This window comes from endosymbiont of Riftia pachyptila (vent Ph05), assembly GCF_000224455.1.
Taxonomy (GTDB): Bacteria; Pseudomonadota; Gammaproteobacteria; order Chromatiales; family Chromatiaceae; genus Endoriftia; species Endoriftia persephonae.
Window position 1 is genome coordinate 21,066 of record NZ_AFOC01000032.1, and the last position, 13,625, is coordinate 34,690.

The 13,625-nt window shown below is 57.4% G+C and carries 15 protein-coding genes and 1 pseudogene; 13 read left to right on the forward strand and 3 right to left on the reverse strand.

The genetic code is table 11. The features are described 5' to 3' along the window. Positions 1–15: 15 nt before the first annotated feature. From RIFP1SYM_RS06705 to RIFP1SYM_RS06750, 11 genes are all read left to right on the forward strand, one after another. A complete protein-coding gene (locus RIFP1SYM_RS06705) occupies positions 16–753 on the forward strand; it encodes a lamin tail domain-containing protein (protein WP_005960988.1) in 738 nt (245 codons plus the stop codon). Beyond that, positions 731–1,696, forward strand: a complete 966-nt coding sequence (locus tag RIFP1SYM_RS06710) for an SPL family radical SAM protein (protein ID WP_338063168.1) — start codon at positions 731–733, stop codon at positions 1,694–1,696. The genes RIFP1SYM_RS06705 and RIFP1SYM_RS06710 overlap by 23 nt, the downstream gene beginning before the upstream one ends. Then, on the forward strand, positions 1,693–2,022 hold the full coding sequence (locus RIFP1SYM_RS18750; protein ID WP_338063169.1) for a hypothetical protein: 330 nt from the start codon (positions 1,693–1,695) through the stop codon (positions 2,020–2,022). The genes RIFP1SYM_RS06710 and RIFP1SYM_RS18750 overlap by 4 nt, the downstream gene beginning before the upstream one ends. 1 nt (position 2,023) lies before the next feature. Continuing rightward, positions 2,024–3,469 (forward strand): sodium/proline symporter PutP, encoded by a 1,446-nt coding sequence (gene putP, locus RIFP1SYM_RS06715; protein WP_005960991.1) that lies wholly within the window; start codon positions 2,024–2,026, stop codon positions 3,467–3,469. Positions 3,470–3,589: 120 nt separating this feature from the next. Further along, positions 3,590–5,296: an HDOD domain-containing protein gene (locus RIFP1SYM_RS06720; protein ID WP_005960992.1), complete on the forward strand. Its 1,707-nt coding sequence runs from the start codon at positions 3,590–3,592 to the stop codon at positions 5,294–5,296. Then, entirely contained in the window at positions 5,241–5,702 is a 462-nt protein-coding gene (locus tag RIFP1SYM_RS06725) for an ATP-binding protein (protein ID WP_240991584.1), read from the forward strand. The genes RIFP1SYM_RS06720 and RIFP1SYM_RS06725 overlap by 56 nt, the downstream gene beginning before the upstream one ends. 11 nt (positions 5,703–5,713) lie before the next feature. After that, positions 5,714–6,043 carry an STAS domain-containing protein gene (locus RIFP1SYM_RS06730; RefSeq protein WP_006473980.1) on the forward strand — a complete coding sequence of 110 codons (330 nt, stop codon included), beginning with the start codon at positions 5,714–5,716 and terminating at the stop codon, positions 6,041–6,043. Positions 6,044–6,119: 76 nt separating this feature from the next. After that, positions 6,120–6,926 carry an ABC transporter ATP-binding protein gene (locus RIFP1SYM_RS06735; RefSeq protein ID WP_006473979.1) on the forward strand — a complete coding sequence of 269 codons (807 nt, stop codon included), beginning with the start codon at positions 6,120–6,122 and terminating at the stop codon, positions 6,924–6,926. 14 nt (positions 6,927–6,940) lie between these two features. Continuing rightward, complete coding sequence (locus RIFP1SYM_RS06740; protein ID WP_005960996.1) at positions 6,941–7,729, forward strand: MlaE family lipid ABC transporter permease subunit; 789 nt, start codon at positions 6,941–6,943, stop codon at positions 7,727–7,729. A 39-nt stretch (positions 7,730–7,768) separates the two neighbouring features. Then, positions 7,769–8,230 (forward strand): outer membrane lipid asymmetry maintenance protein MlaD, encoded by a 462-nt coding sequence (gene mlaD / locus RIFP1SYM_RS06745; protein WP_005960997.1) that lies wholly within the window; start codon positions 7,769–7,771, stop codon positions 8,228–8,230. 42 nt (positions 8,231–8,272) lie between these two features. Beyond that, positions 8,273–8,860, forward strand: coding sequence for an MlaC/ttg2D family ABC transporter substrate-binding protein (locus RIFP1SYM_RS06750; RefSeq protein WP_039959897.1), 588 nt, complete (start codon positions 8,273–8,275; stop codon positions 8,858–8,860). Between the two features lie 46 nt (positions 8,861–8,906). On the opposite strand, the gene RIFP1SYM_RS06755 is transcribed toward RIFP1SYM_RS06750, so the two are convergent. Both RIFP1SYM_RS06755 and galE read right to left on the reverse strand, forming a co-directional pair. Further along, complete coding sequence (locus RIFP1SYM_RS06755; RefSeq protein WP_005960999.1) at positions 8,907–9,710, reverse strand: undecaprenyl-diphosphate phosphatase; 804 nt, start codon at positions 9,708–9,710, stop codon at positions 8,907–8,909. Between the two features lie 64 nt (positions 9,711–9,774). Beyond that, on the reverse strand, positions 9,775–10,779 hold the full coding sequence (gene galE / locus RIFP1SYM_RS06760) for a UDP-glucose 4-epimerase GalE (protein WP_005961000.1): 1,005 nt from the start codon (positions 10,777–10,779) through the stop codon (positions 9,775–9,777). A gap of 298 nt (positions 10,780–11,077) precedes the next feature. Between galE and RIFP1SYM_RS16390 the strand changes: the two genes are divergently transcribed. Continuing rightward, complete coding sequence (locus RIFP1SYM_RS16390; protein WP_006473976.1) at positions 11,078–11,386, forward strand: c-type cytochrome; 309 nt, start codon at positions 11,078–11,080, stop codon at positions 11,384–11,386. Between the two features lie 68 nt (positions 11,387–11,454). Here the strand turns inward: RIFP1SYM_RS16390 and ppk2 are convergent, their stop codons facing one another. After that, positions 11,455–12,267, reverse strand: coding sequence for a polyphosphate kinase 2 (ppk2, locus tag RIFP1SYM_RS06770; protein ID WP_039959901.1), 813 nt, complete (start codon positions 12,265–12,267; stop codon positions 11,455–11,457). 324 nt (positions 12,268–12,591) lie between these two features. On the opposite strand from ppk2, the pseudogene RIFP1SYM_RS06775 reads away from it, so the two are divergent. Next, positions 12,592–13,625 (forward strand): annotated as a pseudogene (locus RIFP1SYM_RS06775) (hypothetical protein); the annotation flags it as partial.

Below are 13,625 nucleotides of genomic sequence, written 5' to 3' on the forward strand. Positions count from 1 at the left end.
ATAAGGAAATGCGCCATGAAATTCAAACGACTCCCAGCCCTGGTTGGGCTCTCCTTCGCCCTGTTCGGCTTTAAGGGCCAGGCCTCTCTGCTGATCAATGAGGTCGACTATGATCAGCCGGGCAGCGACACTGCCGAGTTCATCGAACTTTTCAACGCGGGTAACACTTCCCTCGATCTCTTCGGATACTCCCTGTCGTTGATTAATGGCAACAGTGGTGCCATCTACCGCAGCTTCGATCTGCCCGATCTGCAGCTGCAAGCAGGGGCCTACTTTGTGCTCTGTGGCGACAGTGCCAATGTGATCAATTGCGACCTGAATGTATCGCCGGCGAGCAATCTGATTCAGAACGGTGCCCCGGATGCTCTGGCACTATTTTTCGGCGCCAGCCAGATCGACAGCCTGAGCTATGAAGGCAGTGTGGCGGGTTTTACCGAGGGCTCCGGGGCAGGCCTGGTTGATTCCGCAACAGTTGCCTATCTGGGGCTCTCTCGTTGGCCCAACGGTGCTGATAGCGACTCCAACAACGCCGATTTTGCCCAGGCCTGTATCACGCCGGGCATGGCGAATACCGATCGTACCAGTGGTTGTACCGATCCGGTGGTTGTACCGCCGATCGGTGTGCCTGAACCGGCTGCTTGGCTGCTGTTGGGGGCTGGCCTTGTGCTGCTGCGAGGTCCGCGGGGCAGGTGCTTGCATGAGGCTGACGGCTTGCGTACAACTGTCGGCCATGAGCCGAAACGACGATTATGAAAACCGCCTGAATGGGCAGTTGGAGCTGGCTGGGATTGCGCGACTCTCCCCAGAGCAACGCAGATTTATAGAGGAGCAGGCACGGATCTACCGCTTCAGCTTCCAGGAACTACGGCAACTGGGGGAGATCTGTACCGATCTGCAGATGTGGGGTGAGCCGCCGATCGAGCAGCTCTGGTCCGGGCTCGAACCCCCTTCAGGCGCAGGTAAAGCAGCACGCCAGCAGATCCTGCAGCAGTTGCAGCTGCATCGTCAGCGATTGCGGGAGATGCCGAACCACTATCCCGAGAGTTCACCGCGTTCCCCCGATGCTACAGACCGCATCCGCCGTGTGACCGAAGAGAGGCCCCAGCTGGGGTTGGGCTGGTGTCCGGTGGCTTCGTCGCGCACCCGCTGCTGCAATCTGTTGACCCTGGATGCGGTGCAAAATTGCGGCTTCGATTGCAGCTACTGCAGCATCCAATCCTTCTATCATGGTGATGAGGTACGCTTTGATGCCAGCTTTGCACAGAAGCTGGAGCGGTTGGAGATCGATCCGCAGAAAATTTATCACATCGGCACAGGACAATCCTCAGACTCACTGATGTGGGGCAATCAGGCCGGTATCCTGGATGCGCTGATGGCGTTTGCTCGCCGCCACCCGAATGTGATCCTGGAGTTGAAAACCAAGTCGAAAAATATCGCCTACCTGCTGAAAAACGATATCCCGCCCAATGTTCTCTGCACCTGGTCCCTCAATCCGCAGACCCTGATCGACAATGAAGAGCACCTGACCGCCTCCCTGGAGGAGCGCTTGGTGGCGGCACGGCAGCTGGCGGATCGGGGCATCCTGGTTGGTTTTCACTTCCACCCGATGATCCACTACGATCGCTGGCGGGAGGAGTACGGGGCGATCTTCAGTCGCTTGGTTGAGGTATTTGACCCGCTGAGGTGGCGCTGGTGAGTCTTGGCACCCTCACCTATATCAAGTCGGTGCTGAAGAAGCTGCGCGGCCGTGAGGGATTGCGCAGCCAGATCCTGAAGATGCCGATGGTGGAGGCGGCGGGCAAACTCTCCTATCCGGATGCGATCAAGATCGAGATGTTCAGCCATGCCTATACGGGGCTCACGCCCTGGCACGATCAGGTCTTTTTCTATCTCTGCATGGAGAGCCCGACGCTCTGGCAACCGGTGTTCGGTTTCGAGTATGCAGACAACGGTGCGTTGGAGCAGGCGATGAAACAGAGTTATCTGGCAAAGATCGAGCAACGCCGCAGAGGGATCGGTTGAGATGGGAGAGACGGCGGAGCTGGCTATCGGCGCCACCTTTCTTGTCTATCTGCTGTTGATGCTGGCGATCGGTTTTTGGGCCTGGCGGCGGACCAGCAATCTTTCCGATTTTGTGCTTGGCGGTCGTAGCCTGGGCAGCTGGGTGACGGCGCTCTCTGCCAGCGCCTCCGACATGAGCGGTTGGCTGCTGCTGGGGCTGCCGGGTTATGCCTACCTCTCTGGACTGGAGTCGCTCTGGCTGGCGGCGGGGCTTGCCGTCGGCACCTGGCTTAACTGGCGGCTGGTGGCGGGGCGCTTGAGAATCGCCTCGGAGCAGGCGGGCAATGCCCTGACTCTGCCGGAGTATCTCTCCAACCGCTTCAATGATGAGTCGGGTCTGATCCGCATCATCTCGGCTTTTTTTATCCTGCTGTTCTTTCTCTTTTACACCAGCTCTGGATTGGTGGCCGGCGGCAAGCTATTTGAGTCGGTGTTTGGGCTGCCCTATGTCTGGGCGGTGGCGGCTGGCGCCCTGACGGTGATCCTCTACACTACCTTTGGTGGTTTTATCGCCGTCTCCTGGACCGATCTGCTGCAGGGGTTGCTGATGCTTGCAGCGCTGCTGGCAGTACCGCTGATCGCCTTGGGAGAGCTGGGTGGCGTGGCTGAGGCCCTGAGTCGGCTCGAACAGCGCAATCCCCATCTACTCGATCCGTTTAGCGACAACAGCGGCGCGCCCCTGGGCTGGATCACGATCGTCTCGCTGGCCGCCTGGGGGCTGGGCTACTTTGGCCAACCGCACATCCTGGCCCGCTTCAAGGCGATCAGATCGGTGCGGCAGCTGCCCCTGGCGCGGCGGATTGCGATGAGCTGGGTGGTGTTGTCACTCATCGCCGCCTCTCTGGTGGGCTTGGTGGGAGTGCCGAGCTTTGATCAGCCGCTGGCGGATGCGGAGCGGGTCTTTATCGAACTGGTCGGGCTGCTGTTCCATCCGCTGATTGCCGGCATCTGTCTGGCGGCAATCCTGGCGGCGATTATGAGTACCGCCGATTCACAGCTGCTGGTGGCCTCCAGCGCCTTTACCGAGGATCTCTACCGGGTGCTGTGGCGGCGTCAGGCGAGTGAAAGGGAACTGGTGCTGGTGGGGCGGCTTGCGGTGGTGGGGATTGCTGCTGCGGCGTTTCTGTTGGCGCTAGACCCCGACAGCCAGGTGCTCGATCTGGTTGCCTATGCCTGGGCCGGCTTTGGTGCCGCCTTTGGGCCGGTGGTGGTGTTCTCGCTCTACTGGAGCCGCATGAGCCGCAATGGGGTGTTGGCTGGCATCATCGCAGGTGGTGTCACAGTGGTGCTCTGGAAACAGCTGCAGGGCGGTATCTTCGATCTCTACGAGATCGTGCCTGGTATCCTGGTCGCGACCCTGGCGATCCTGTTGGTGAGTCGGCTGGAGCGACCTGCCGGGGTGGAGTGAACCCGCACCGGGCAGAGCAGCGTCCCTTGTTCTGGCCTTGGCTATACTCTGGGAGGTGCGTCTGGGCGAACCCTGCCTTGCCGCCTTCTGTCGTCTGATCACCAAGCAAGGAAAAGGCCGTTGGATTTTGTTTCCCTGGAGTCCCTGAAGCCTACTGAGTTGCCGTCCCCTCCCCAAGGAACCCTCAATGTGGTCCACGCCTGTACCCGGGAGAAATGGGATGCGCAACAGCTGAGCAGCATGGTGGCGCAGGATCCTGTGCTGTCGGTGGAGATCCTGCGGATTGCAAACTCCGCCTATTTTGGCTTCGCTAGCGAGATCACCTCGGTAGCCCGCGCGATCACCGTCATCGGCCAGAATGCCCTGCGTAATATTGCACTCTGTATTGCGATGCGGGATGCACTCAAACCAGATCAGTTGCCCGCCTTCCCAGTGACCGAGTTCTGGGAGGCGGCTCTGCGCCGTGCTGTCTGTGGCAGGTCACTGGCGGTGCTGGCCGGTCTGGATGGGGATACCTGTTTTACCGCCGGGTTGCTGCAAGATTTTGGCCTGCTGGTGTTGTTCTATCTGAAGCTCAACCGCATCAGCGAGTGGCCCAATCTGGCGCGGCTGCCACCTGACAGGCGCCGGGATCTTGAGTTGCAGTTGTTTGGTATGAGTCACGATAAGGTGGGGCTGCAGCTGGCCAGATCCTGGGGATTTCCGGAGGAGCTGGAGATTGCCATTGGTTTTCATCATGAGACGCCTCCCCAGCAGGTTTCTGTATCGTCGGCTCGGCTCGCGGCGCTGTCCCGCTGTGTTGACTGGATGGCGTCGGTGTTTACTGCGGATGACAAACGTCATGCGATCCAGACCTGCCGTGGACTGCTTGCCGATCAGTTCGAGCTCTCTGCGGAACAAGCGGATCGACTGCTGGAGGAGGTCGCTAGCGCCATTACTGAGGCGGCCGGTGCCTACGGTTTCGAGATCAGTGAGCAACCCGAGTTCGACTCACTGATGCGCAACGCCAATCTGCGCCTGGTGGAGGAGAACCTGAGTGTGCAGGAGATGAACTGGCACCTGCAGCAGATCATCGAGGAGCGGGATCGAGTCACTGCAGAGCTCAATCGGGAGTTGGAGCTGGCCCGGGAGGTGCAGCGCAGTCTGCTGCCAAGCGAATCAGACAATCCGCTGGGGCTGGCGGGGGTGAATGTTTCCGCCAAGGCAGTGTCGGGGGACTTCTACGATTTCTTCCAGCTGCACAATGGCCAGATCGCATTCTGCATCGCCGATGTTGCTGGCAAAGGGATGAATGCGGCACTACTGATGGCCAAGGCGAGCAGTCTGTTTCATTGTCTTGGTAAGAGCATCCACGACCCCTCCAAACTGCTGGCGATGCTCAACCATGAGATTGCTGAGCGATCCATCCAGGGTATGTTTGTCACCATGGTTGCGGGCCTCTACAATCCGCAATCCGGTAGGGTACGGCTCGCCAATGCCGGCCATCCTCCGGTCATTCAGATGAGCAGCACACAGCAGCAGGCCGAATATCCGGCGACTGCTCCGCCCCTGGGAGTGGTTACCGTGATTGATTTTCCCAGCATCGAGTTTCAGCTGGGAAATGACAGCCTCTACCTCTATACCGATGGCCTGATCGAGGCGCGGATCTCAGGGCAGCAGCGCCTGGAACAGCAGGGCCTGATTACCCTATTCAGCAGATATGCCCACAAATCGCCGCAGGAGCGTCTGCAGCGCATCGTTGCCGAGGTACGTCGCGGTCAGGCCAGCTCTGATGATGACATCACTCTCCTGCTGGTTGAACGTCAAGAAAGTGAAGAAAAACGCTGAACAATTGATCGATCTGCGGATCGCGGCTGAGCCATGCTGTTTGAAACTGGTGCGCAGTGTGATTCGTGATGTGGCGGAGCTTGCGGGACTGCCAGAGCAGGAGCGGGATAACGTCGTCCTGGCGGTCCATGAAGCATGCATGAACGTCATCCAGCACGCCTACCACAACGCCCCAAAGGAAGAGATCCGGCTATCTGTTCTGCGCTCTCAATCTGCATTGATTTTTTTACTTCAAGATGACGCTCCCTGTGTCGATACAGAGAGCATCCGGCCACGGGATCTGGATCAGATCCGACCCGGTGGGCTGGGGGTTCACTTCATCAGGCAGATCATGGATGAGGTGGAGTTCCTGGAGTGTGTGGTGACAGGAAACACTCTGAAAATGGTGAAGTATTTTCAATCCTGAAGGTGGTAGGCATGGCATATGCGGTTGAGGAGAGAGAGGGATTTTCGGTGCTCTACCTGACCGGCGAGGTTGACCTCAGTTGTTCTCCCAACGCACGCAAGGCGATCCTCGACTGTCTGCAGAACAAGCGAAACCTGCTGGTCGATCTTTCTGAAGTGACCTACATCGACAGTTCAGGTGTGGCAAGTCTGGTGGAGGGGTATCAGCTGTCGCGTACCCTGGAACTCGATTTTTCCCTGGTGAGGGTGAGTGATGCGGCGATGAATGTGTTGCGGCTTGCCAGGCTCGATCATGTCTTTCCTATCTATCCATCGCTTGAAGCGCACCTTGAAGGCAAATGAATGGTGCAGATGCGGCCAGTGATGATTTTTCTGGGTGGCCTGATGCGGCTACCACAGCTGTGTGGGAGGTTTGTCAATGACCATGCAGGCTGACAGTGATGGCAGGGTGGTGGAGGTTGAAGGGCTTGAGGTGCACTACGGTAATCACAAGGTGCTCGATGGCATCGACCTGCAGGTGAATGCCGGTGAGATTATGGTGATCATGGGGGGAAGTGGTTCCGGCAAGAGTACCCTGCTGCGCACCCTGCTGGGGCTGAAGGAGGCTAGCGCCGGTTCGGTGAAGTTGCTTGGCAAGCCGTTTGACGCCCGCCATCCGGAGAACCTGCGGCAGGTGCGCAGGCGCATTGGAGTGGCGTTTCAGGGCGGCGCCCTGCTCAGCTCTCTCACAGTGGGGGAGAATATCCGCTTGCCGCTACGCCATCATGCCAGACTGGATGAGAGCACCATGGCGGTGATGACCCGCATGAAGCTGGAGATGGTCAATCTGCCGGGGACGGAAAATCTGATGCCGGCACAACTCTCTGGCGGTATGGTGAAGCGCGCCGCTCTGGCGCGTGCCCTGATCATGGATCCCGCCCTAATGTTTTTTGATGAGCCCTCGGCAGGGCTCGATCCAGTCACTTCTGCGGAGCTGGATGAACTGATACTGCGCCTGCGCGATACCACCGGCACCACCATCGTAGTGGTGACTCATGAGCTGGAGAGCACCTTCTCTATTGCCGATCGGATCACCATGCTGGGTGGCGGGAAGGTGTTGATGAGTGGCAGTGTGGATGAGGTGCGAAACAGTAGTGATCCGCAGATCCAGAATCTGCTCAACCGCCGGCCGAACCTTGAACAACCGGACCCGGATGCTTATCTGCGCCGTCTGACCGGAAACTGAATCCAGATACCCCAATGATCAAATATCTGAACCATCTTGGCGAAGTTTCCCTAGACCTGCTTGATCAGGCCGGACGCATGGCGAAGATGCTGCTGAGTGCGCTGCTCAGTCTGTTTCGTGCCCCCTACCAACTCGAGCCTGTGATCCGTCAGCTCCACTTCATCGGCGCCCGATCGATGCTGGTGATAGTGATCTCCGGACTGTTTACCGGCATGGTGCTGGCGTTGCAGTTTCACAACACCCTGGAGCGGTTTGGCTCGGTGGATTTGTTGGGCTCCGCGGTCGCGCTGGCTCTGCTGCGTGAGTTGGGGCCGGTGATGGCGGCGCTGATGGTGGTGGGGCGGGCGGGCTCGGCGATGTGTGCCGAGATCGGCATCATGCGCACCAGCGAACAGATCGATGCGCTGGAGTGCATGGCGATCGATCCCCACAAGTTCATTATTGCCCCGAAGCTGGTCGCCGGTATCATCTCGCTGCCGTTGCTCACCAGCGTCTTCGATGTGATGGGGTTGATCGGCGGCTGGCTGGTGGGGGTGCAGATCTTCGGCCTCAATCAGGGGGCTTATTTCGACAGTATGTACAGCGGCGTGGAGTGGAATGATGTGGCCATGGGGCTCTACAAGTCCCTGCTGTTTGGTCTGGTGATCACCGTCATCGCCACTGCTAAGGGGTTTTTTATGCACCTGGAGCGGGGCGGGCGGTTTGGTGCCGAGGGGGTCAGCCAGGTCACGACTAGCGCGGTAGTGGTTTCCGCCATCGCCATCCTGTTTGGTGACTATCTGGTCGGCGCACTGATGCTTTAAGAGGGCATCGCATGAGAGATAAACACTGGAGTTGAATCCATGAACCGGATCAAAGTTGAAACCGTTGTAGGCCTGTTTGTGCTGGTGGGACTGGTCAGTTTTGCATTTCTGGCGGTCAAGCTTGGCGGGATCGGTGATGCTAGTGGTAGCCACTATACTCTGACCGCCCGCTTCCTCTCTGCTTCTGGATTGAGAAACGGGGCGGAGGTAGAGATGGCCGGTGTCGTGGTCGGCAAGGTAACCGACATCCACTTCAACCATGAGGATTTCGAGGCCGAGGTTGAGCTGAGTCTGCCCAACTCCATTCGTCTCCAGGATGATGCCATTGCCTCGATTGCCAGCAGCGGGCTTCTGGGTGGGAAGTTGATCAAGATTTCTGCCGGTGGCTCTGAAGATTATCTCGAACCTGGCGACATTATCACTGAGACCGAGTCCTCAGTGAGCCTGGAAGAGTTGCTGAGTAAATATATCTTCGAGGGCCAGTCTACGAATGATAAGTGAATGCCATTTGACACTCTGCTTGCGTTGATCGGGAGAACCACCATGTCGTTTAAAAAAATGCTGTTACCTTTGGGGCTGATCTGTTTTTTGTTTGGTAGCAGCCAGGCTGTCGCTGCACCCTCTCCCACAGAACAATTGCGTGAGGTTGTGGATGGTGTGATGGCGCTACTCAAGCAGCCGGAGGTGGATCAGGCACAGCGTCGCCAGCAGATGCGGGATCTGATCGCGCCTCATTTCGATTTTGAGGTGATGTCGCGCAGCATCCTGGCCAAAAATTGGAAGAAGGCGGATGCTGCCCAGCGTGATCGCTTTGTCGAGCTGTTCAAGCGCTTGATGGAGAACACCTACATTGCTGCCATGGAGAGCTACACCAACGAAACTATCCGTTACGGCAAGGAGAAGATCCGTAAGAACAAGGCGGTGGCGGAGACCTTTATCATACGCACGGGCGTGGAGATCCCGGTGATCTACCGTCTGCGTCAGCGGGGCGACAAATGGCTGGCCTACGATGTGGTGATTGAAGGCGTGAGCATCGTCCGCAACTACCGTAGCAGCTTCGCCAGCCTGGTGAAAAAGCAGGGGATTGACGGGCTGTTGGCAAATCTAGAAAGCAAGGTGCAGGGAGGCTGAAGGGGGCGTCCACCATGCCCGATGACACCCCTATCTTTTTGCCCTGTCAGGGGAGGAAGAAGATCAGGATGGCAACGCCCAAGATCAGCCGATAGAGAACAAACGGCGTCATGCCGATACGCTCGATGAATCGCAGGAAGTAGTGGATGCAGAGATAGGCGGTGATGAATGAGAGCGCAGTGCCAAGCAATAAGGAGTTCCAGTCAGCGGAGGCATCACTGCTGATCAGTTCCAGAGTGACCAGCCCACCCGACATCAGGATGGTGGGGATGGCGAGCAGAAAAGAGAAGCGGGAGGCGGCCTCGCGGGTCAGTCCGAGCATCAGGCCAGCGCTCATGGTGGAGCCGGAGCGAGAGGTGCCGGGGATGATCGCCACCGCCTGGAACAGGCCGATAATCAGCGCATCTCGCCAGGTGATGGAGTATTCATCTCGGCTATGTTTGCCGATCTTGTCGAAGACCAGCAGTACGATACCGAAGCCGATGGTGGTGATGGCGATCACCAGCGGCGAGCGCAGTTCTCCTTCTATCAGCGACTTCATCAGCAGGCCGAACAGCCCCACCGGAATGGTGGCAACAATGATCATCCAGCCAAGGCGCGATTCCGGGGTGGTGGCGTAGCGATTGAACAGGGATTTGAAAAAATCGCGGCTAATGGAGATCACCTCATGGCGGAAGTAGCTAATCACGGCCAGCAGAGAACCCACATGCACTGCCACATCGAAGGCGAACCCCTGATCGGCATAGTCCAATACAAGAGGTGCGAGGATTAGGTGGGCGGAGCTGGAAATGGGAAGGAATTCGGTCAGGCCCTGCAGTGCGGCCAGGATAAAAATCTGTAGCAGATCCATAGTATTGAGATGTCTAGCTCGGTTTTTGGTGCTGTACCCCCCGTTTTATTACAGGGGCGAAACGCTAGGGTAGTGCCATCGGCTGGCATGGGGTGATGATCTTCTCCCACGCTAGGCTGGACGAGACGATTGCGTCGAGCGATTCGAATCTGGGCTTCCAGCCAAACAGTTGCCGGATTCGCTCAGCCCTGGCAATCATCGAGGGCAGATCCCCTGGACGACGCGGGGATTCAACCACATTCAGGGGGGTTTCGGAAAGTCGTTCGACGGTCTGCAGCACTTCACGAACCGAGTATCCCCTGCCATATCCGCAGTTCAGGGTGGTAGAACTGCCGCCTTTTCGCAGATAGTCGAGGGCTAGCAGATGAGCGTTGGCCAGGTCCTCCACATGTATATAGTCGCGCACGCCGGTACCATCGCAGGTCGGGTAGTCGGTCCCGAATATCTCGATTTGCATCCTTTTACCCATAGCCGCCTGACAGGCGACCTTGATTAGCTGGGTGGAGTGTTCTGCCGCGTGGCCAGTGCGCAGTTCCGGATCGCAACCGGCGACGTTGAAATAGCGCAGGATGACATGTTTGATGCCGTAGGCGGCAGAGGTATCCCGCACCATCTGTTCGGCCATCAGTTTCGATTGGCCATAGGGTGTGAACGGGTGTGTGGCAGAGTCCTCGTCGACAAGGTTTTCGGCCTGGTAACCGTAGACGGCGGCAGTGGAGGAGAAGATGAAGTTGCGTACTCCGCTCTCCACACAACTCTCCAGCAGGATGCGGGTATTGCTGGTGTTGTTGTGGTAGTAGTCGAGGGGGATTTCGTAGGACCGGGCCACATCCGTGAACGCGGCAAAATGGAATACTGTGTTGATCTGGTGTTTGCGCAGCAGCTCGATCAGCAGTTTTTTGTCGCCGATGTCGCCAACCACCAAGTCACCATAGAGCACGGCCGGGCGACAGCCAGTGGAGAGGTTATCTAGAGTGACCAGGCGTTCGCCTGCTTCCCCCAACTGCCGTAGTGTGTGACTGCCGATATAGCCAGCACCACCGGTCACAAGAATCCCTTTTTGGACCATCGCTCAAGCTTCTCCTGATTGTTGCCGTAAACCAATAATCATACTGATAGCGTAGTTTGTCGTCATTCGTAGCGCACTTTCTGCATGCCGGTTGGGTATAGAAAAACTGTACCTGGTTCGCAAAAAGCGGCACTTCACCGGTTGAAATTTCCAGACAACGGGAATCAGGATGCAGGTATACTTTTCGCGCTGTCCGGAGGCAGATTTAATCGACTATTTGTGACAGATCGGCATCGGGATGGCAATAAAAACAGAACGATCATTATCAGTCAGCGCAAATTCAATTTGGAGTAACACAATGACCAATCCAATCCGTTTTTCTCTGGTTGCCGTGATGGCCGGTGCTCTAGCCGGTTGTGGCGGTGCCAACGATTACAAACCAGTAGCAGGTAGTGCGCCTGAACAGATCTTCGCCGAGGCCTGCGCCTCGTGCCATGGTGAAAAGGGTAGTGGCAAGTTTGGCTTCCTGCTGAAGATTGCCGGTTCTGACCATGAAGTGGCTGAGATCGCCGGTAAGATCGCGGAAGGGGGTATGGTGATGCCGAGCTTCCCCGAGATTGGTGAGGCGGAGCGGGCTGCCCTGGCGACCTATATCAAAGCCCAGTGATCTGTAGCTGAAGAGGCGCCCGGCCGGTCCCCCGGTCGGGCGTTTTTTTGTGCCCGGAGTCTGTGTGCTCAGGGGTAGGTCTCCGGGACGAAGGTCTGGTCCGACATCGGTGGGCGCACATAGCCTCTGCTGTCGTGACGTTGCGGCAGTTCGATCGGTTCTGGGGTCAGGTCTTCGTAAGGGATGATGCTCAACAGGTGGCTGATGCAGTTGAGGCGGGCGTGCTTTTTGATGTCTGAATGGACCACATACCAAGGGGCCTGCTTGATATCGGTATGGGCAAACATCTCATCCTTGGCCCTTGAATACTCGACCCAGCGGGTACGAGACTCCAGATCCATTGGGCTCAGTTTCCAGCGTTTGTGCGGTTCTTCCAGCCGGCTCTGGAAACGCCGTTCCTGCTCCTCGTCCGATACCGAAAACCAGTATTTGATCAGGATGATGCCGGAGCGCACCAGCATGCGCTCGAATTCCGGGCAGGAGCGTAGAAATTCGCTGTATTCCTCTTCGGTACAGAACCCCATGACTCGCTCGACCCCGGCGCGGTTGTACCAGCTGCGGTCGAACAGCACCATCTCACCGGCGGCGGGCAGATGTGGTACGTAGCGCTGGAAATACCACTGGGTCTTCTCCCGCTCTGTGGGGGCGGGTAGGGCGACCACGCGGCAGATGCGGGGATTGAGGTGCTGGTTGATCCGCTTAATTACACCGCCCTTACCAGCCGCATCTCGCCCCTCGAAGATCACCACCACCTTGAGCCCCTGATGCTTGATCCACTCCTGGAGTTTTACTAGCTCAAGCTGCAGGCGGAACAGCTCTTTTTCATAGCGCTTATTGTCGATCTTCTTGATCTTCCCTTTGTTTGTCTTCTTTTCCGTCACGCTTGGGCCCTCGCTGGGTTGGGAGCACAGCCAGCGCAGCGCTGGCTGTGATTGTGAGCACAACAAAAGCCATTCTAGTCAGGGTATCTGCTCTTTGCTATTGATCCAGGCCATCCAAAGGATATTTCCGACTAGCACTGCCTGGCGTTTCCTGGTGTTTGATTCAGCCCTGTAAGAGAATCGGTCTTTCTATATATTTCAATAAAAATCATCATGTTAAGTTGTGTTTGTTGGCTTGTGTTGGTGCGCTTCCCGCTTCGGTCAGCTTGAATGTTGGCTGTCCATCAGGCAGGATTCCCCGCGATTTGTATCATTGGAGCAGTTATGGACCTTGAAAGATCCCTCGGTCTGAAATCAGGCGCCGAAGACAGGGATGATGAACAACAGAAGCTTCAGCTCTACATCAATCTGAAGCTGGCCTCTTCCGGACAACCTACGGTATCCGGTGGCCTCAGCGATGAGTTCATGCACACAGCACAGGATCTGCTGAAGAGTTACCGGGAGAAGAATCGGCTACTGGCCGACTACCTCTGTCCGGTGGATCAGCGCGTCCAAAACTTCCTCAACCGCTATCTCGACGGAGTTGATCAGGAGCCGCTCCCCAGACTACCCAGCCAGACCTTTATTTTGGATCGCCACGGCATGGCGCGGGAGCTCTCGCTGCCGCTGGGCGAAGACAAATTCAGTTCCGATATCGTTACCAGTTACCGGGTTAAACAGGGTGTGCTACACAATCCGGCCAGCGACCGGCGCACTACCAAGGGATCCTTCCATATCGCTGAGGGTGGCCTACCGATCCCCGGCGACAAAAAGGCGGTGCCGCGCCTCAGCTTTGCGCGGCTGCTGAAGATCGCGCTCAATCCGCCCCAAGATCTGCTGACTATTCCCTTTACCGCGACCCAGCCCGAGCCGGCGCAGATGTTCGTTTCGTTGCTGATGCGTCCAGTGGTCTGCCCTGAAATTCCAGGGCAAGATGGCGAAAAGAGCATGGAGATCCGCTTCTTTGCTCCCGGCAACCTGGTCAGTAACCTCGATTTTGTCGAGAGCATCTTTGGCAATGGTGGCAACCCGTTTCTGCCGGAGTTCGATGCTGGCCTTGACGTGGATCACTGGACTGGCACCACCGGCTGCGTGATTCTCGCGCCACATCTGACCCGCCTCACCAAACGGGAGCTGGGTCTGCCGCACCGGGATGAAGCTAGCGAGCGCCAGCGTCGAGAGGGCATGTGCTGGGAGTCGGAGGATGAACTCTATAACGATGGCCAGGCGTTCAAGATCACCGCACGGGACCGCAGCGGTGTGATCGTCACCATCCTCGCCGACAACTACTACGGTTACTGCAAAAAAGAGGTTAAGAC

Bases quoted from the DNA above. Each gene is read 5' to 3' on its own strand.
- RIFP1SYM_RS06705 (WP_005960988.1), top strand. From the start codon at position 16: ATGAAATTCAAACGACTCCCAGCCCTGGTTGGGCTCTCCTTCGCCCTG.
- RIFP1SYM_RS06710 (WP_338063168.1), top strand. From the start codon at position 731: ATGAGCCGAAACGACGATTATGAAAACCGCCTGAATGGGCAGTTGGAG.
- putP (WP_005960991.1), top strand. From the start codon at position 2,024: ATGGGAGAGACGGCGGAGCTGGCTATCGGCGCCACCTTTCTTGTCTAT.
- RIFP1SYM_RS06725 (WP_240991584.1), top strand. From the start codon at position 5,241: ATGATGACATCACTCTCCTGCTGGTTGAACGTCAAGAAAGTGAAGAAA.
- RIFP1SYM_RS06730 (WP_006473980.1), top strand. From the start codon at position 5,714: ATGGCATATGCGGTTGAGGAGAGAGAGGGATTTTCGGTGCTCTACCTG.
- RIFP1SYM_RS06735 (WP_006473979.1), top strand. From the start codon at position 6,120: ATGACCATGCAGGCTGACAGTGATGGCAGGGTGGTGGAGGTTGAAGGG.
- RIFP1SYM_RS06740 (WP_005960996.1), top strand. From the start codon at position 6,941: ATGATCAAATATCTGAACCATCTTGGCGAAGTTTCCCTAGACCTGCTT.
- mlaD (WP_005960997.1), top strand. From the start codon at position 7,769: ATGAACCGGATCAAAGTTGAAACCGTTGTAGGCCTGTTTGTGCTGGTG.
- RIFP1SYM_RS06750 (WP_039959897.1), top strand. From the start codon at position 8,273: ATGTCGTTTAAAAAAATGCTGTTACCTTTGGGGCTGATCTGTTTTTTG.
- RIFP1SYM_RS06755 (WP_005960999.1), bottom strand. From the start codon at position 9,710: ATGGATCTGCTACAGATTTTTATCCTGGCCGCACTGCAGGGCCTGACC.
- galE (WP_005961000.1), bottom strand. From the start codon at position 10,779: ATGGTCCAAAAAGGGATTCTTGTGACCGGTGGTGCTGGCTATATCGGC.
- RIFP1SYM_RS16390 (WP_006473976.1), top strand. From the start codon at position 11,078: ATGACCAATCCAATCCGTTTTTCTCTGGTTGCCGTGATGGCCGGTGCT.